The organism is Aquirufa sp. 5-AUSEE-100C1, from assembly GCF_054558655.1.
Genome location: NZ_JBPXKO010000003.1, coordinates 118,087 through 136,239, shown reverse-complemented (window position 1 = coordinate 136,239; position 18,153 = coordinate 118,087). Strand labels below are relative to the sequence as shown.

The 18,153-nt window shown below is 46.5% G+C and carries 18 protein-coding genes; 6 read left to right on the top strand and 12 right to left on the bottom strand.

Features of this window, described 5'->3' with window-relative positions; genetic code table 11:
- Positions 1-13: 13 nt before the first annotated feature.
- Positions 14-931, bottom strand: a complete 918-nt coding sequence (locus tag ACMH5P_RS07605) for a helix-turn-helix domain-containing protein (RefSeq protein ID WP_459493745.1) — start codon at positions 929-931, stop codon at positions 14-16.
- A gap of 127 nt (positions 932-1,058) precedes the next feature.
- Positions 1,059-2,015 carry a phytanoyl-CoA dioxygenase family protein gene (locus ACMH5P_RS07600; protein WP_459493744.1) on the bottom strand — a complete coding sequence of 319 codons (957 nt, stop codon included), beginning with the start codon at positions 2,013-2,015 and terminating at the stop codon, positions 1,059-1,061.
- 129 nt (positions 2,016-2,144) lie between these two features.
- Between ACMH5P_RS07600 and ACMH5P_RS07595 the strand changes: the two genes are divergently transcribed.
- A complete protein-coding gene (locus tag ACMH5P_RS07595) occupies positions 2,145-2,993 on the top strand; it encodes an AraC family transcriptional regulator (RefSeq protein WP_459493743.1) in 849 nt (282 codons plus the stop codon).
- On the opposite strand, the gene ACMH5P_RS07590 is transcribed toward ACMH5P_RS07595, so the two are convergent.
- From ACMH5P_RS07590 to ACMH5P_RS07580, 3 genes are all read right to left on the bottom strand, one after another.
- Positions 2,986-4,848, bottom strand: a complete 1,863-nt coding sequence (locus tag ACMH5P_RS07590; RefSeq protein WP_459493742.1) for a sialate O-acetylesterase — start codon at positions 4,846-4,848, stop codon at positions 2,986-2,988. The two genes, ACMH5P_RS07595 and ACMH5P_RS07590, sit on opposite strands and share 8 nt — an antisense overlap.
- Positions 4,849-4,930: 82 nt before the next feature.
- Positions 4,931-8,425, bottom strand: coding sequence for a family 78 glycoside hydrolase catalytic domain (locus ACMH5P_RS07585; protein WP_459493740.1), 3,495 nt, complete (start codon positions 8,423-8,425; stop codon positions 4,931-4,933).
- Positions 8,426-8,643: 218 nt separating this feature from the next.
- Positions 8,644-9,501, bottom strand: a complete 858-nt coding sequence (locus ACMH5P_RS07580) for an alpha/beta hydrolase (RefSeq protein WP_459493739.1) — start codon at positions 9,499-9,501, stop codon at positions 8,644-8,646.
- Positions 9,502-9,589: 88 nt separating this feature from the next.
- On the opposite strand from ACMH5P_RS07580, the gene ACMH5P_RS07575 reads away from it, so the two are divergent.
- Positions 9,590-9,970, top strand: coding sequence for a hypothetical protein (locus tag ACMH5P_RS07575; RefSeq protein WP_459493738.1), 381 nt, complete (start codon positions 9,590-9,592; stop codon positions 9,968-9,970).
- Positions 9,971-10,010: 40 nt separating this feature from the next.
- The gene (locus ACMH5P_RS07570) at positions 10,011-10,811 is read left to right on the top strand and encodes an SDR family NAD(P)-dependent oxidoreductase (protein WP_459493737.1); all 801 of its coding nucleotides are present in this window, start codon (positions 10,011-10,013) and stop codon (positions 10,809-10,811) included.
- A 62-nt stretch (positions 10,812-10,873) separates the two neighbouring features.
- Here the strand turns inward: ACMH5P_RS07570 and glf are convergent, their stop codons facing one another.
- The 5 genes from glf to ACMH5P_RS07545 are packed head-to-tail and all read right to left on the bottom strand — an operon-like array spanning position 10,874 to position 14,364.
- Complete coding sequence (gene glf / locus ACMH5P_RS07565) at positions 10,874-11,986, bottom strand: UDP-galactopyranose mutase (protein ID WP_459493736.1); 1,113 nt, start codon at positions 11,984-11,986, stop codon at positions 10,874-10,876.
- A 31-nt stretch (positions 11,987-12,017) separates the two neighbouring features.
- Positions 12,018-12,860: a VOC family protein gene (locus ACMH5P_RS07560; RefSeq protein ID WP_459493735.1), complete on the bottom strand. Its 843-nt coding sequence runs from the start codon at positions 12,858-12,860 to the stop codon at positions 12,018-12,020.
- Entirely contained in the window at positions 12,857-13,345 is a 489-nt protein-coding gene (locus ACMH5P_RS07555) for a DUF4442 domain-containing protein (RefSeq protein WP_459493734.1), read from the bottom strand. The genes ACMH5P_RS07560 and ACMH5P_RS07555 overlap by 4 nt, the downstream gene beginning before the upstream one ends.
- A 4-nt stretch (positions 13,346-13,349) precedes the next feature.
- Positions 13,350-13,796, bottom strand: coding sequence for a GNAT family N-acetyltransferase (locus tag ACMH5P_RS07550; protein ID WP_459493733.1), 447 nt, complete (start codon positions 13,794-13,796; stop codon positions 13,350-13,352).
- Complete coding sequence (locus ACMH5P_RS07545) at positions 13,786-14,364, bottom strand: methyltransferase family protein (protein ID WP_459493732.1); 579 nt, start codon at positions 14,362-14,364, stop codon at positions 13,786-13,788. Before ACMH5P_RS07545 ends, ACMH5P_RS07550 begins: the two co-directional genes overlap by 11 nt.
- 55 nt (positions 14,365-14,419) lie before the next feature.
- Here ACMH5P_RS07545 and ACMH5P_RS07540 point away from each other — a divergent pair, with 55 nt between their 5' ends.
- The 3 genes from ACMH5P_RS07540 (at position 14,420) to ACMH5P_RS07530 (ending at position 17,130) form a co-directional block, all read left to right on the top strand.
- Positions 14,420-15,673, top strand: a complete 1,254-nt coding sequence (locus ACMH5P_RS07540; protein ID WP_459493731.1) for a DUF2264 domain-containing protein — start codon at positions 14,420-14,422, stop codon at positions 15,671-15,673.
- Positions 15,674-15,762: 89 nt separating this feature from the next.
- On the top strand, positions 15,763-16,203 hold the full coding sequence (locus ACMH5P_RS07535) for a DUF1572 family protein (protein ID WP_459493730.1): 441 nt from the start codon (positions 15,763-15,765) through the stop codon (positions 16,201-16,203).
- A gap of 78 nt (positions 16,204-16,281) precedes the next feature.
- On the top strand, positions 16,282-17,130 hold the full coding sequence (locus ACMH5P_RS07530; protein ID WP_459493729.1) for a ThuA domain-containing protein: 849 nt from the start codon (positions 16,282-16,284) through the stop codon (positions 17,128-17,130).
- A gap of 1 nt (position 17,131) precedes the next feature.
- On the opposite strand, the gene ACMH5P_RS07525 is transcribed toward ACMH5P_RS07530, so the two are convergent.
- Complete coding sequence (locus ACMH5P_RS07525) at positions 17,132-17,404, bottom strand: hypothetical protein (protein WP_459493728.1); 273 nt, start codon at positions 17,402-17,404, stop codon at positions 17,132-17,134.
- Positions 17,405-17,408: 4 nt separating this feature from the next.
- Positions 17,409-18,128 (bottom strand): pirin family protein, encoded by a 720-nt coding sequence (locus tag ACMH5P_RS07520; protein WP_459493727.1) that lies wholly within the window; start codon positions 18,126-18,128, stop codon positions 17,409-17,411.
- Between the last annotated feature and the right edge of the window lie 25 nt (positions 18,129-18,153).

Here is an 18,153-nt window from a genome sequence, read left to right as displayed (position 1 = left end):
AATTAGCTAGGTGTTACCTTTTTCCAAGGTGTATATTGTTTTTGTACTTCACGGGGCTAATGCCCACATGTTTTTTGAAAAAATGATTGAAATAACTGATCTCGTTGAAGCCCAGGGCATCCGTGATTTCCGCAATTCCCCACTCGCCCTGGGATAGAATGAGTTTGGCCTCTTGGCTGATTCGCTCGGCGATCAACTGCGATGTAGTCTTGCCTGTTGTTTCTTTTACCGCCCGATTTAAGTGATTGACATGAACGGCCAATTGATTCGCGAATTCAGATGGGCTCTTCAATTTGATTTTATTGTGCGCGCCCTCGATGGGGAATTGCCGCTCCAAAAGCTCCAGGAATAACATGGAGATTTTTTGATTCGCATTTCCCGGTGCATAACGAGCGGAATTAGCTGGTTCGAGTTTGAGTGCGGTGTGCATCATCTCGAGCGCTAAATTCCGGAGCATGTCGTACTTGTGGATGTATTCGGAATTGATTTCGCCCAACATCCTTTCGAAGATTAACTGAAACTGAAGATAGCCCGAGTCATTCAATTCGATGACCGGCGAACCGTCGGGTTGATAAAGGGAATAAGACGAAAAATTTCCATAACCTTGGAAAAATTGGTCGTTAAAAATGCAAAAATATCCCGTGCTTAATTGTTCCAACGATTCCCATTTGTAAGGAATAAATGGATTTGAAAAGACGATGGCATTTTCTTTGACCTCAATTACTTTGTTGGCGTAATTGATCTTTCCATTACCCTTTACAAGCGTTATTTTGTAAAAATCGCGCCGACGGTAGGGTACGGGTTTTGGGGTATTCCCAAGGAATGGGTCTAGTTTGAAGACATTAAAGTGCCCCCAGTCTTTACTAAGGCTGTCAGGTATCCAATTGAATTTTCGTTCGTAGAAATCCCTTAAACTTTCAATTTGCTCCATGCTTGGGTTATTGAATCCGATAGAAATCAAACAAAGGTAGCAGGTAGAAGGGCTTTTATATTTATAATTTTCAAATACTTACTTATAAAAATCAAACAAAAGGCCCAGCATTTGCCGGGCCTTTTATTTACCATTTCGTTAATCCAAGTATTTTTTCGCCCAGCGGATTGAGTTTGGCGGTTTCGTATTTCGTTTGTTCCCAGTTGCGCGGATCACCCGGAAAGGCAAAGCCTTCGGGAGCGATGCGATTCTTCCAGGAATTGACACGCCATTCACGAAGCGAATCGTTGTCTTCCTCGGCGGGCATCATGGAGATGTATTGCGCGCAACGAACCTTTTCGCTGTTATTGGCCCGGATTCCATGGGGTTGAAGGCTGTTGAAGATTAACAAATCCCCGGCCTCCAATTTTACTTTCGTCGGCGTAAAGCCAGTCGTGTCGGGAAGGAAGCGATTGCGGTCTTCGGGTTGGGTTAGTTTCCAGGTATCGTAATTGCGGAAAAGTTCCGGGATGCATTGGAATCCGCCCATGTTTTCATCAAGCTGGTCGGCTAAGGCCAAAACGCCTTGTACCTGGACGGGTTTCGTTTCCGGATCATAATCCCAGTGAATGAAGGCTTTGTATTCATGGCCGGGTCGGATCGGGAAATTCAAGTTGGCCCGATCAATCGTCACCCATAATTTCTCAGTTCCCCAAATATCCACAAAGGCATCGTAGACCCGTTGCATTTGTCGGTTATTCCAAAGGTGCTGGTTATTATAACATTCCACCATGCCCGTATTCGCCAATTCCTTCATTTTCATCTCCGCGCGGGGAGGAGCATACCAGGTCCTGGGATCATTCGGATCTTTTTCCTCGAACTCCCACAGGAATTGCGCAGTGGCCAGCGCCTGTTCTCTCGGAACAGCCTGCTTGATCACAACATAGCCATTGTGTTTCCAAAATGCCCAATCCTCCTCGCTCAAGACGCGAAGGGCTTCTCCGTTCAAGCGATTATTGAGCGATAATTGGCTGCTTTTGGCTGTCGATGGGTTTCCCGGAATGTCGTAATGCGCATTGTTTGGGATCATGGTTTCGTTTTGCATAGGTGATAAGGTTTTGATCAAACAAATCTCTGATAATTTAGCAGCAAGTATGCATGCGCTATTGATAATTTTTTGCACGCTATTGATATTTTTTGAACATATGTGGAAAAAATGTGGATATTTGGGTCAATGAAATTGAAACTCGAACAAATTCATCCGGATACGGATAGCTCCTTTCGCTTGTTGCTCACGCCGCAATTGAATGAGGTGTTCTATTGGCATTTTCACCCGGAAATCGAGTTGGTCTATGTGGAAGCTGAGCAAGGAATTCGTCACATCGGAGACCATGTGTCCACTTACCACGGGGCGGATTTGGCGTTAATCGGTTCGAATATCCCACATTTGAATTTTGATTATGGCGCCAAAACCCGTGTGGAAACGGTCGTGATTCAATTTCCGCCAGATTATTTTCGGATGAGTTTGGGCTTGGTTCCTGAGATGCAGAGGGTCCAACAATTAATGGAGCGCGCGCAATCGGGTTTGGCTTTTGATGGGGACACCAAGCGTGTAGTGGGGGAGCGCATGAAGAAAATTCCGGGTCTTTCGCGTTTCGAACAGTTTGTGGAGTTGTTGCAGATCTTCCAAATTTTGGCCGAGAGTACGGATGCCATTTCATTAAACGTCCGACCGATTGCCAGCCAGGCTGTTTTGAAACAACAGGAACGCATGGCACGGATACATCAATACGTCGAGAAACATTTTCAGGACAAGATCGATACGGAAGCGATGGCCTCCGAGGTGAGTTTGACGGTCCCGGCTTTTTGCCGCTACATCAAGAAAACGACGCACCTCACGTACACGGATTTTGTGAATCGCTATCGGATTAATTATGCCAAGCAATTACTCCTGCAAGACAAGAACGTAACGGAATGCTGCTTTGAATGTGGCTTCGAGAGCTTGTCTTATTTCAACCGGGTTTTTCAGCGATTTGAGAAGATGTCGCCGTCGGCGTTTAGGCGCTCACAATCTATTAATTAACGGATACCTCAAACGGCGATGCCGGGAATCCTTCTTCGTTCACGAGGTTTCCTTCCGGGAAATCGGACCAGGCGTAGCGAACAAACATGGGTTCTGCGATGTCGTCCGACCAAATGATGAGCGTATTGTTTTCAATCCGAGCCTTGGCCCAAACGAATTTCCGGTCTTTCCCTGCGATGGAAATGTATTGCAATTCATCCTCATCACATCGATCGATGGTCGGGTTTCCTCCTGCTGATGTGAATCGAAGGATGATTTGATTTCCCGTTTTGCTGGCGCTTTCTACACGAGGCCCAGAGCTGGCAGATGCGACCTTTTCGATGAGTTGGTTTGCCGACAAGGCCATACGCTCCCCTATCGGTTTTTTGTTCAGCGGGTGAATGTCATTCCACTCCCCTTGATCAATGGTTACAACCATCGCGCTATTCGGAATTTGACTTTCAGCCTGGCGCATCTCTTCGCGAAGGATGGCCCAATTGCTTTCCACAGGCAGCAGTTGGCGATCACCAAAACCCGGCAATTGTGCATAGATAAAGGGCAGATTCGTCTGCTTGAATTTCGCACGCCAATCCGCAGCCAAGGCTTCTAATTTCTTTCCATAATTCTTCGGATCGCCGCCATTCGATTCCCCTTGGTACCACAAAATGCCATTCAGCGTATAGGGCAACAGCGGGCTAATCATCCCTTGGTAAAGCGTCTTGGGCTGATACATTTGGGCATTGGAAATTTGGGGATTCGGGTTCCAAACATCGCCTACTTTGTATTGCCAATTTCCCACCAGCGAGATGGTCTTTTCCCCGAGGAGTAGTTCATAGCGTTTGTCGGGCACAAAGCCGCCCTTCCCCGCTGAATTGCTAACTCGAATAACCAATAGATTTTTTCCCGCATGTAAAATTCCGGGTTTGATTTCGTAGCGACGAGGTGGGTATTGATAGGTCACATTGCCTACGCGAGTTCCATTGACATACATCTCGTCGGCATCTACAATCCGCCCCATGAAGAGCTTGGCCGCTTGATTTTCCAGCCCAGTTGGGATATCGATTTCCTTTCGAAACCAAACGATTCCATTGAGATCTTTCAGACCTTGGTCTTCCCAAAATCCCGGGATGAAATAATTTTTCCAACCCTTGGGTTCATAGCTTGGGTCGAACCATTTTTTCGCCTCCCGAAGACCGCGGTCCTTTTCGATGGGAGCTGGGCCGGCCGCGATGGGCGTTTGGGCAGGCATGGGAAAGGGTTTGAGAACGGATTCAGAGATCCAGGATTCGATGGGCGATCCGCCCACGCTGGCGTTGATGATCCCGATGGGTACATGCGTTTGTTCGAAGCGTTTTTGGGCGAAGAAATAGGTCACCGCCCCCATTTTTAAGACATTTTCGGGATTGGTTTCGAGCCATTTGGTATTGGGAATATCGTCTTTTTCGATGTCTTTACTGACGATGGTTGGGATGAAAAAATTCCGAATGAGCGGATAATTTGCCGCAGCAATTTCAGAAGGATAGGTTTCCTTCACGCGTTCCATGGGCAAGACCATGTTAGACTGTCCAGAACAAAGCCAGACTTCTCCCCAAAGCACGTTGTGAATAACGATGTCATTAACTCGAATATCAAAAGGACCCCCTGCCGCAAATGCCGGCAATTGCGCCTGCCATTTTCCCGATTTATCGGCCTGGGTTTTGATGGATTTATTGCGCGTGTTGATGCGAATTTTTTCTTCAGGACTAGCCCAGCCCCAGATGTGTGTGGCTTGATTTTGTTGTAGCACCATCCCATCGCTTACGAGCGAAGGAAGCTTTACTTGGCCGAATGCCGTTAGCGAAAATGAAATGAAAAGGACTAAAATAATCTTTTGCATGTGTTCAATTTTATCAGTTTCTTGTTCAAAATTCTGCCCCCTCCGTACTACCTTTGGCAAACCTGATGAGGATTGCCAAAGGTTAGTTGACAACAAATGTATATTTCCCACTCACTAATTCTTGTATAAAGCTGTCGCCACTTGCCGTCCAGCTTCGAGAACCTTCTTTGATTTTCGCACCCGGTTTCACGCTTAATCGCAATTCGGCGTTGGTGTTTGCCGGAACCTCAAACGTGTAGGTCGTCTGTCCTCCATTTACCGACCAGCGACTTGCAATCTTCCCGTACATGCTCGTAATATGCCCTTTGGCATGTGTCAAAACGCCCGTCGGATCCGGAATCGGACGCAAATAGAAATGCTTGAAACCCGGTGATTTTTCATTGCGCTGGATTCCCAAGGAATGATTATACATCCAGGCAGCCACCGCCCCAAAGGAATAATGGTTAAACGAATTCATGCTATTATTCCCCCCAAAACCATTCTCCTCCGTGTAGGAATTCAATCGCTCCCAAATCGTCGTCGCCCCATTTGCCACCGAATACAACCAAGACGGATAGGTCTTTTGGGTTAATAATCGATAGGCTTCGGCGTGTTGATTATTGGCCGATAAGGCCTCACTGATCGATGCGGTTCCGATAAAGCCGGTCATCAAGGAATAAGCTGGTCGTGCCACGCCACCATCATCCGTATTCGAACGCTTCACCGTTTCCACCAAACCCGCAATCGCATACGGCTTATTCGTCGCATCAAACAGACCCAATGCCAAAGGTATCGCATAGGACGCCTGCGTGTCCACCAACTGTCCCTTATCAGAAGACCCATTCGCCGCCGCTGCATTCGGTGGCCCCATGGTTGCGGTTTTGATCCCCGACTTCACCGATTTATGGCTTACAGGATCCATGTAGATTCGGTTAAAGAGGGCTTTGCGCTCAGAAGATTTTTGAGCAAAATTCACCGCATCATCTGAATAGCCCAAAATGGTCGCCACCTTCGCCATGATCTCATAATTATAGGCCTGATAGCTCATCCAAAAGGCCGTGTTGTCGTTCTTGTTCCCCTCGGGGCTCAACCAATCTCCCAGCGGACCCTCATTCAATATCCCCTCCGGCGTTTGTTTAGACGCCAAAAAAGACACATAACGCTTCATCGCATCGTAGTGTTCCGCCAATAGCGCCTTGTCTCCATATTGTTGGTAAGTCTCCCAAGGCACCACAATGCCCGCACTGCCCCAAAGCGTCCCGCCAAATCCTCCACCCATCGGTGCCACATCCGTGAAACGCCCATCCGCGCGTTGCACATCGCGCATGCCTTGTAAATGTCGGCGCATGAAATTATTAACGGGAGCTAAAAAGGTAGCGGTTTTGGAGAAGACATTGATGTCGCCCGACCAGCCCATGCGCTCATTTCGGGCCGGGGTATCGGTCGGGATGGACAGGAAATTCCCACGCATCGACCAAGTGATGTTGGTCCAGAGTTTATTCACCATGGGGTCCGAGGTCTCATAAGACGAACTAATTTCTTTGATCGACGAAAGCACAATCCCGGCCACTTGTGGCAAGGCGGGTGCCTGTTCAAGGCCTGTTATTTCCAAATAGCGGTAGCCATGGAACGTAAAGCGCGGTTGGATATATTCATCGCCGCCCTTTAAAACATAGATGTCCTGTGCCAAAGCCGCCCGAATATTCTCTATCATAATCATCCCTTTTTGAGACGCATATTCCGCCAAATCCGGGTACAACATTTCCGCATAGCGTAAGGTGATTACCTGACCCGCCTTGCCATTAGGGATGAAGATCTTCGGAAAGCCGACCATGTTTTGACCCATGTCATAGACATATACGCCTTTGCGGGGTTCTTGAATCGATTGAGCTTGTAAGACCTTGCGAACCTGCACGCGGTCGTCCAATTGCCCGACTAGTTGTTGCTTGCTGTACTCGATGTTCTTATCCAAGAATGCCGTTCCCTCCAAAGGGATTGTTGATGCGCTTTTCCAATTTTTATCGGAATAGCCTGTCGTTGACCAGCCGGCAATCGCAGCCTCTTTTTGGGCATCATAAACTTCGCCCTGGAAGAAACTTCCCACTCGAATCGGTCCATCGTTGAAGGTTTTCCATTGGGTGGGATTAGTGGTAACGATTTGCTCGGAGCCATCAGTATAGCTAATGACCAATTTGGCCAATAAGGATTGTCGGTCCCCGAAATAATTCCAACTATCCCCGCTATAGGTAATATTCCCTGACCACCAGCCCTCGCTCAACCAGGCTCCCCAGGCGTTTTCACCGGATTGCAAAAGCGAGGTCACGTCGAAACTTTGGTATTGATGCGTCTTGTTGTATTGGGTCAAACCAGGATTAAAATAATCATCGCCCACGCGTTTCCCGTTTAGGTAGAGCTCGTAAATTCCACGTGCTGTGGCATAAATGCGTGCTTTTTTGATGGCTTTCCCTGACGTAGCAAATTGGGTGCGTAGCATGGGTGCGGCGTACCGACTCGGATTGGCGACAGCAAAAGAGCCGCTTACCCGAAAGCGTTTGCCATCCCAGTTGGGCCATAAGCCGGGATTTTCTTCCGCCGCGAAAAGCGTGTTAGCCGGTTGGCGGAAATTCTTAATCTGCACATTCGAAAAATAGGCGGTTTCGCCTTCCGGTGCCTGAAAACCTATTTCGGCCAACATCGGAAAGGAGATGAAATTATTCCCCATGCCTACCGGATTCAGATTAAAACCTGTGGGCGCATAGGGGCTCGCATTTTTCGGTGTGGGGTTGACCTTATGTTCTTTATCTACCTGATCGATGTAAACATCATACACCCCAAAATTACAGGTCGCAAAAACGGTGTGTTTTTGGTATTTAGTGGCTTTCGAGATGAGGTTTTGAGGAATTGGGAATTGGTAGAGGGCCTTATTCGCGTTGTCTTTGGGATCATAGCCCGCTCGGTAGACATTGAAAAAGGCTTGAGTGCTGTCGGAAAGATCAAGCTCAAAGCGAATGTATGAGCTGTTCTTCGCACTCGCCACCCCTTGAATGTTCAGGTTTTTATTTTGTAAACGCGGGTCATTGGCACCGAAAATGAAGGAGGCTTTTTTGGATTTGGAGGCCTCGTCCAATTGAATTCCGTATTGAAATTGATAGACGGATAGGTATTGGCTGTAAAGCGGCAAATCGTTTGATCCGATCCAGCTCGCTTCGTTCCAAGATTCGTTTAATAGGCCCGTTTCAAAGGATGATTTGGCGCTGGAAACTTGATTTTTCTGATCCCAAACTTGCAAGGTCCAGGTATATTTTGTGCGCGCTTCCAGGGCTTTCCCGGCATAGGAAATTCCAAGCGAAATATCAGAGTTCACTTTTTTACTATCCCAAACAGCTTGATTTTTTTCATCCTGCACGAGGATGCGGTAAGCGATTTGTCGGTCGCCCCGTACGACTGCTTTACTGAGCATTTGCCAGGAAAAACGCGGTTTGCTTTCGTCCATGCCGAGGGGCATTTCTTGGTATTCGACTTGGAGATGGGTGAGGTTAACCTGTGCGAGGCTAGAATAGGTCAAAAAACTCAAGCAAAGGAGTAAAGCAAATTTCATATTGAATCGGTTTAGCGCTCGAATGTACTTAAAATCTCAATAGTGCCTGTCCCTAAGGGGGGTAGGATGGTTTGGCCTTCGGCTAAATGCCCCGGGTTTAAACCTGGTGATAAAAAAATTATGTCTATGACCCTACACCTCAGTCTGGGGACTAAGGAAAAGACGGAACATCTTCTTATAACCCTAGGCTTTAGCCTAGGGATGCGAAGCGAGGAGACTTATAAAAACTTACGAATCTTTAACCAATTCTCGAAATCATTGATCCAGTTGTCGCTCGCTGTATTGTTTTTCCGCATACCAAAGCCATGGCTTCCATTTTCGTAGACGTGCAGTTCGCTCGGGTGTTTGGCGGCGCTCCACCGTTCGAAGAGTCGAATGCTGTGCGGCGCGAAGCCTAAATTATCGTCGGCCGCCACGGCGATAAACGCCGGTGTACTGGCCTTAGGCATATCTTTACCGGTGACGGCATATGCGTAGTGGTAGATGGGCGCTATGAAATTCGGTTTTAATTCTTGTGGTGCGCTTAATAGCACGTTCATCGTCAGTGTTCCACCTGCCGAGAATCCCATGAAACCCATTTTTTGGGGATCGATACCGAGATTGCTTGCGTTTGTTTTTACATATTTAATGGCCTCGATGCCGTCTTGAGTAGCCATTTCGACCACGGGAGCATTAATCTCGTCCAGTTTCTTGAAGTCTTTCATCAAGGGCATCAATTCGGCGAAGGGATTAGGGCCGTTTGATTTCACGACGCGGTAGGTCAGGACGAATGCGGTAATTCCGCGCTTACTTAAAAACTTGGCCACATCGTGGCCTTCGGAATCGATGGATAAAATGTGGAAGGCTCCGCCAGGGGCGATGATGATGGAGCTGCCATTTCCTTTGCCGGCAGCTGCGGGGTAAATGGTTAAGGTGGGTTCGGTGACATTGAACAACATCCGGTTGTTTGGCATCGGAGTAAACTCTTTGACCTCCCAATTCCAGTTTTCAGATCCCGGAGCTTTGCCCGGATAGAGTTTGATGGTGGTTTGGCCTAGGGCCAAGAAACTAAGTAGTAACAGTGTGATAATTTTCATGTTTTCAAGCTAATATTGTATCAAGATTAGACAATATTAATATAGTTTCTATATTTGTTTTCTTATTAACCCCTAAAATCATTTGATTATGAAAAAGATTATTGCGCTTATTTTTGTTTTGACGACCTTGTTTTCGGCTTCAGCTTTCGCGAAGCAACCAGATCCAACAGATTTCTTCGCAGGTAAATGGAAAATCATGGTGGCAGGTACACCCAATGGAGATGTAACTTTTGCGACGAATTTAATTCGTAAAGACGGTGTCTTGACTGGCCAATTAAAGATTGTTGGCGACGATTCATTGCCATTAGTAGACATTTCAAAAGTTGAAGATGACAGCGAAAAGGTTGTTTTGTATTTTACAATTCAAGGTTATGATGTGAATGTTGAATTAAATAAAGTAGATTCAGACAATTTGAAGGGCTCATTGATGGGCATGTTTGAGGCGAAAGGAGCACGCGTAAAAGAATAATTAGCCCTTGGCTGATTAGACCATGTACATTTAAGAAGCCATGAAAATAGCTGGAAAAGTATTTCTAATTACCGGTGCGGGTAGTGGAATGGGTCGTGAAATGACCCATCAAATTATCGCCAAAGGCGGTAAGGTTGCCGCATTGGATAGGCATTTGCCCGCTTTGTTGGAAACTCAACAAGTTTGCTCCGGAACTTCCAAAACATTTCTAGCCTTAGAAGTAGACATATCCGATCGGCCCCAAGTGCTTGCATTGCCCGAACAGGTGATCAAGCACTTTGGGCAGATTGATGGCATCATCAACAATGCTGGAATCATTCAGCCCTTTGTGAAGGTCAATGACTTGACCTTTAATCAAATTGAACACGTGATGAACGTGAATTTTATGGGTACTGTTTCGGTAAGCAAAGCATTTCTTCCCCATTTATTGGAGCGTCCAGAGGCGCATATTGTCAATATATCCAGTATGGGAGGTTTTTTGCCTGTTCCCGGCCAAAGTATCTATGGGGCATCCAAAGCGGCCGTGAAATTATTCACAGAAGGTTTGTATGCCGAACTGAAAGAAACGACGGTACGTGTTTCGGTGGTTTTTCCGGGGGCTATCGCGACAAATATTACCGCTAATTCAGGAATCGAAATGCCCAAAGTCTCAGGCGATGCATTGAGCATGCCGACCATGCCAGCTAATGAAGCGGCGAGGATTATTTTACAAGGAATGGAAACGAATCAATACCGTATTCTCGTCGGTTCTGACTCCAAATTCATGGATTTCTTATGCCGACTGGCACCCGAATATGCGACAAACTTCATCGCAAAAAAGATGAAGGCACTGCTGGGGTAAAATATCAGGAAACTTATGTTTCTTCCCACTACCTTTGCCAAACCTTGGAGGATTGGCAAAGGTTAGGAGGCAGGGACGAAAGTCTCCACCATCGTCAAGGCACGATCGATAATTTGGTGCATGTCATAATACTTATACTCCCCTAAGCGCCCTCCGAAAAATACATCTGGCTCCTGATCTGCCAAGCTACGGTATTGCTGGAACAAGTCATTATTCGTTTGGTCATTCACTGGGTAATAAGGTTCTGTCACCTCCGCCTTGTAAGGCTCCGGATATTCGTAACTAATCCAGGTTGTCGGGGTTTCATTAAACTCAAAATGCTTGTGTTCAATGATACGCGTATACGGAATTTCGACCTCCGTGTAATTCATCACCGCAACACCTTGGTGGTTCGGATATTCCTTCTTCACGTGATCGAATCGCGTGGTTTTGTACTCTAACTCCCCAAATTGATACCCAAAATAGGAGTCGATCGGACCTGTGTAAATCACCTTATTCGCCAAGGCATTGTAAGTTGATTTGTCGGCCAAATAATCCACATTCAATCGCACCTCAATTCCTTCCAACAGCTTCTCAAATATCTGTGTATATCCTCCTTCCGGAATTCCCTGGTAACGATCATTAAAATAATTGGTATCAAAGGTAAATCGAACCGGCAAGCGCTTGATGATTTCCTTAGGAAGCTCTTTCGGATCTTTGATCCATTGCTTAGCTGTATAACCTTTGATGAGTTTTTCGTAGATGTCCTTGCCGACTAACTTAATCGCTTGTTCCTCTAAATTCTTTGGCTCTCCCTCAATGTCTTTTCCTTGCTCGGCGATGATTTTTTGCGCCTCTTCCGGAGTGTTTACATTCCACAATTGGTTGAACGTCCACATGTTGAAAGGCAAAGCAAATAATTCTCCCTTGTAATTCGCTATCGGACGATTCGTATAGTGATTAAATTTGGCATATTGATTAATCCATTTCCAAACTTTCTCATTCGATGTATGGAAAATGTGCGCGCCATAGACATGCAAATGGATGTCGTCCCGCTTTTCCGTGTAGCAATTTCCCCCGATGTGATCGCGCTTTTCAATGACCAAACAGCTGTATCCTTGATTGGTCAATTCTCTCGCACAAATACTGCCGAAAAATCCGGCGCCAACAATCAGAAAGTCATAGGGTTTTGACATTACCTTAGGGTTATTTAGGCCACAAAATTAGTTAATTTTCGCATGCCTTTTCCAAATCGGCAATGATGAATTTTGACATTTGCAAAAAGGCATAAGTCGCCTTCGGTGCCGTTACCGGATTATTCATGAATTTCCCCAAACAGCTCGGAACAACCTGCCAAGAAACACCGTAGCGATCCTGAAGCCAGCCACATTTGCCGGGCTTTCCTCCCTGCGTCAAATGATCCCAATAATAATCAATCTCCTCTTGCGTATCCGCAATAATCAAATGGGAAACCCCCTCATTAAATTGAAAAGCATGCATGTGCGAACTATCCATCGCGCCATAGGCCTGATTGCAAAGTTGAAACTGCGCATAACTCAAATGCTCGGCCGTATCGGCTCCCCCTTCTCCATACGGGCTCACGCGCACCGTCTTCGAATCCGGGAAAATTGAGGTGTAATATTCGATCGCCTCGGCTGCCTTGCCATTATTATCCCCCGTAAACATCATGTTCGGGTAGACCTTATCGCCGCTGACATGGTCGAGCATTAACTGCCAGTTGACCCCAAATTTATCCGCCACCCAGCCATACTTACGACTCCAAGGATAGGCATTCAGCGGCATCATGACTTGACCTCCATCCGTTAACTTCGCCCACATTTGGTCGATTTCCGCTTCGGAGTCCACATTGTAAAAAAAGGAAATCGAAGGATTGATCTTAAACTCCGGCCCACCGTTTAGGTGCATAAAGCGCTTGCCGGCTAATGTATAGTTAACTGTAAACGGATTCTCAGAAATTAGTTTGATGTCGGGGAATACCGACTCGTAAAATGTAAAGGCCTCCTTGGCTTGCTTATCAAACCAGAGGCAAATGCCTAACGGATGTGTCATTTCGATTTTGCTTTAAAACTCCAGGTAAAGGTGAATTCCGCGACGATTACACCCTCTTCATTTTTCCCGATCGACTTCGAAAGGAGCTTAACCCCCTCGCCCGTGCAGACGGTTTCATCGACGGCCGCTTCCATCGCCGCACCATCCTCGCAGGTAAAGTAGATGGTTCCGGTGGCTTTTTTGACGAAGGTGGCTTCGACTTTTTCGACCAACATGCTTACGGCCGGTTTGCGCTTGTGGACTTGGGCATAGGCCAACATCCCGCTGCTCATCTCGGCCGCCATTGCTTCGACCGCGAAATACATGGAGCGGAAAGGGTTTTGGTTAAACCAAGATAATTTGGTTCGGACCACGCAGCTGTCCTTATCGAATTGGTGAATATTCAGACCTGCCCAAAATGCGGCCGATAAATTTTTCAGAATGAAAAACTTGAATAAAATGGGCGTCGTAATGATGCGCTTAAACTCGTTGAAATTCGGATTCATAGCTTTACGTTTTGGACAATAAATGTAGGGGTTTTTGAGGCATTAAAAAAGTAAGGTCGCCATTGGGTTCCCTGCCGATTTCTTCCCACCCCCGCTTTCGATAAAATTCTTCAGCTCGCGTTCCGCCTTCTATGCCCAAATGCAAGGGTATATCCGTTTCTGCAAAATACCATTCCAGCATAAGATTATGCAAAGCCCCTCCGATTCCTTGAGCCTCCTTCTCCGGATTCACAAAGAGCGCCCAAACATCATGACCCTGCAAATCTACAATGGCAAACCCCACGATTTCGTGTTCGATTTCAGCCACCCAGCCTTGCCCCTTTTCTGTCAGATAGGGAATATAGTCGGCCTCCTGAACCGCCAAGGGATTTCGAAGTACGTTTTCTTTGACCGCCAAACGAATGCGGCGCATCGCAGGAATATCGGCCATTTCAGCCGCTCTAATAAACATAGGGAATGAGGGCTTTGACTTCTTTGGCATAATCCTCGTAGGCCTGGCCATAGTGTTTTTTCAACTTTCCTTCCTCCAATTTACTGCCAATCAGAATGTAGGAATAGCTAATTCCCAGCACCATCAACATACCCTTGCTAGGGAATATCAAGCATAATCCACCAATCACCAATATCGTTGCGAAATACAAAGGATGTCTCACGTAGGCATACATACCTGTTTTGACCAAGGCCGAATTCTCCTCTGGTTTTAAGCCCAAAAATGCGGGCATATCGAAGGCGCGAAAGGCTTTCCATAGGAAAAATAATCCCACAAAAGCGAGAAGTAAACCCACGGGCTGATGAAAGGGAATCTCATATTCGATGGCTTGGCTTAGGCTAAAATAGAGCAAGGGCAAGAGACCCAGTATCGCAATGAGGTTATAGACGATGCGGTAATAGGGAAACAAGCCTGGCACAAGTAAACCCACTTTTTCCTTGACCCATAAGCTCGCAAGGGCGCTATGGATAAAAAAGTAGAGGAGCCAAAAAATGCCAAGTAGGAGCATCGGGTGTGTTTGAATTCTCAAATCTACACGCTTTTTTTAATTTATTCCGGTAAATTAGTAGTTCAAACCTAAACCTATGCAACGCAGAAAATTCATTCAATGGTCGTCCCTGATTAGTTCATTTTCCTTTTTCCCGACTAAGCGTGAAAACATCGTTGACTCAGCCAGTGACCGTGCCTATTGGGTAAATTTATTGGATAAAATTTCCGCCCCCATCTTGAAGAATATGTCCAAAGGGGAGCTTCGTAAAAACATGACTATTGCCTTCAGCCCCACCTGGGATAGGCGGCCCTCGGAGGTTGCCTACATGGAAGCCTTCGGTCGGATGTTGATCGGTATCGGACCCTTTTTAGCCTTAGCGGATGATGAGAGTTCGTGGGCGGCTCGGGAGGAGAGCAATATTCGTCGGCGAATGAAAGCCCAAGCCCTTGCCAGCTTAAGCCATGCCGCGAATCCCTTAAGTCCCGACTATTTGTATTGGGGTTCTCCTACGTCCAAACAGCCCCTCGTGGATGCGGCCTTCATCGCCCAAGCTTTTTTGATTGCCCCTACTGCCTTGTGGGAACCTTTGTCGGCCGAAACCAAAATGAATTTCATTCGCGAGTTTACGATGATGCGTCAAATCGTTCCTCCCAATAACAATTGGGTCTTGTTTGCTGCCACCATCGAGACTTTTTTGCTTTCCATCGGAAAACCTTTTGATGCCGCGCGGATTGATCAGGCGATTGCTAAAATTCAGTCTTGGTATGTGGGCGATGGCTGGTACAAGGATGGCGAGAAATTTCATTTTGACCATTACAATGGCTTCGTGATTCATCCCATGCTGATCGATGTGATGCGGGTGAATGTCGCGAAAGGCAGATTCGCCCAAGCCGATTTTGATTTAGCCTACAAGCGGATGCAGCGCTACGCGAGTTTTCAAGAGCGATATATCTCGCCGGAAGGTACCTTCTTGGTGGTGGGCCGCTCATCGACCTACCGGGTAGGGCTGTTCCAACCCTTAGCTAAATTAGCCTTGGAAAATGCCTTGCCTTCGGAGATTAGCCCGGCCCAAGTGCGCTCTGCTTTGACCGCGGTTTTCAAGCGTGTCTTTGTTCCCTCGACATTCGATCGCGATGGTTGGTTGACCTTGGGTTTAGTGGGTGCCAAACAAGCGAATCTAGCGGATACCTATTCCAATACCGGAAGTATGTACCTGACCTCGGCAGCCTTTTTGCCTTTGGGCTTAAAGGCAGATCATCCATTTTGGTCGGGACCTGAAACCGAATGGACCCAGAAAAAAGCCTGGAGCGGACAGCCCTTCCCGAGAGACTATGCGGTCGAATATTAAATCTCCTCTTCACCTTTGGCAATCCTTCCCGGTTTGCCAAAGGTAGTGAGCCCGAAACAAATAGGTAGACTTAAAACTGATAAAAAAAGATGCTACAAGAACTCATTACCTTATACGATCGGGATTTGAAAGCCCTTCGAAAAGAAATTGAATTATATCAATCCGATGCCCATGTTTGGCAGGTCGCGAAAGGAATCAATAATCCAGGTGGAAATGTATTTCTGCATTTGATGGGAAACTTAAATACATTTTTTGGGGCAGTGTACGCAAATACAGGTTATGTGCGCGACCGACCGCTGGAATTTACAGCGCGGGATATTCCGCGTGAGACGTTATTGCACATGCTGGATGAAATTCATCCCATTGTGTTACAGGTTTTATGCGATTTCCCGAGCGATAAATTAGGGGATACTTACCCCATTCGAATTTTCGATGAGGATAAAACGAATGGCTATATTTTTATCCATTTGGAAACACATTTGGCCTACCATTTAGGCCAAATTAATTACCACCGACGCCTGCTAATTTAACTACCTTTGGCAAACCTTGGAGGATTGCCAAAGGTAAAAGGGGAAAACGAAACGAACGATTATAAAACTGATAAATACATGAAAAAATTCTTTAAAATTTTAGCTTGGGCCCTCTTCTGTATCATCATGATGCTGTCGGTCGCTTTAGGTACTTTTATGTACAAAGTAAAGTACGGCTTTCCCGTTAGTTATGAAACGGAGAAGCCGACCATTCAATTTCCGGCTGATAAACCTGCGGTTTTGGTATTTACGAAAACAACGGGTTTCCGACATGCAGAATCAATCGATGCCTCCATTCCACTGATCAAGCAGCTCGGAGAAAAACATCAATTATTTATCTATGAAACGGCCGATGGTGGGGTGTTTAATCCGGAACAATTGAAGCAATTTAAATTGGTGATTTTCGATAACTCGACGGGTCGTGTGTTGAATGACGACCAACAGTCCGCTTTGGAAAAATACGTGGAAGATGGCGGCTCATTGATGGGTATCCATGGCGCGGGGGATGATTCTCACCGTTGGGATTGGTATGAGAAAAACCTCTTGGGCGCGAAGTTTTCGCATCACCCGTTGAATCCGCAGTTCCAACAAGCCGATGTACGCTTGTCGGAGAATGTCGACTCCCTCTTTTCGCAAAACCTAGCCAAACAATGGAGCAATACCGACGAGTGGTATGTCTTTTTTAATGCGCCTAAAGATGTCCATGTTTTGTACACGATCAATGGAGACAACATTATTCCGAATGGCAATATGCTTTGGATGAAGGATAAGAATTTCGGAATGGGACCCAACCACCCAGTGGCATGGTATCGCACGGTGGGTAAGGGCAAGAGCTTTTACACCTCGATGGGTCACTCGGCCGCGGTATGGGCGAATCCGGACTATTTAAAATTAATCGAGCAGGGAATCCTGTGGAGTATTCAATAATTCAACTTAAATGGGGGAGGAGTTCGGCGCGTAAGAGCCCGCTTCCTCCTCCAAAATGTTGAATCACGGGAACTGTAACGCGTTCCCGAATCAGGCCTTCGTCACTTTCCGTGACACTACTACTCAATAATACTAAATCGTATTTTGGCTGCGCGGAGAAGAATTCTTCCGCGCTGGAAAATCCAATCGCTTCCGTTGATTCATAGTTATTGATCAATCGCACTAATAGCGCCACGATATCCGCATTTCCCCCAAGCACAGCGACTGTTTTCATACACTTAGATTTGCATCGGAACTTCCATCAGTATTACCTCGGCGCCGGGACTTAGGGCTTTAAATGAAACATCCGATGCTTGGCGAATCCCCAATCCATCACGGGTTTGCACGACTTGGCCATCCACTTCGAATTCCCCGGAAAGTACGAAGACGTATAAACCGTTGCCTTCTTTTTTAATCGAATAATCGACTGAAAAATCCTGATCAAATTTACCCAAATGAAACCACGCATCTTGGTGTACCCAAACGCCTGCATCCTCCGGATTTGGCGATAAAACCTGCTGGAACTGATTCTGGCGATCTGCAGGATTCAAGGTGATTTGATCGTATCGCGGAGTGACATTTTTCTTGTTTGGGAAGACCCAAATTTGTAAAAATTTCACGGTCGCGTCTTTGTTGCGGTTGTATTCGCTGTGGTAAATCCCTGTTCCCGCGCTCATCACCTGGATATCCCCGTTGCGAATCACGGTCGTATTTCCCATGCTATCCTTGTGCTCCAAGTCACCTTCCAAAGGAATACTGATAATCTCCATGTTGTCATGGGGATGCTCGCCAAAGCCCATGCCTCCTGAAACCGTATCATCATTTAACACGCGCAAGGCGCCAAAATGGATGCGTGACGGGTTGTAATAATTGGCAAAACTGAAGGTGTGGTAACTTTGAAGCCAACCGTGATTGGCCGCTCCGCGCGAATCCGCCGAGTGAAATTCGTAGGTTTTCATGTTGATTTTTTAGATACTCTTACAA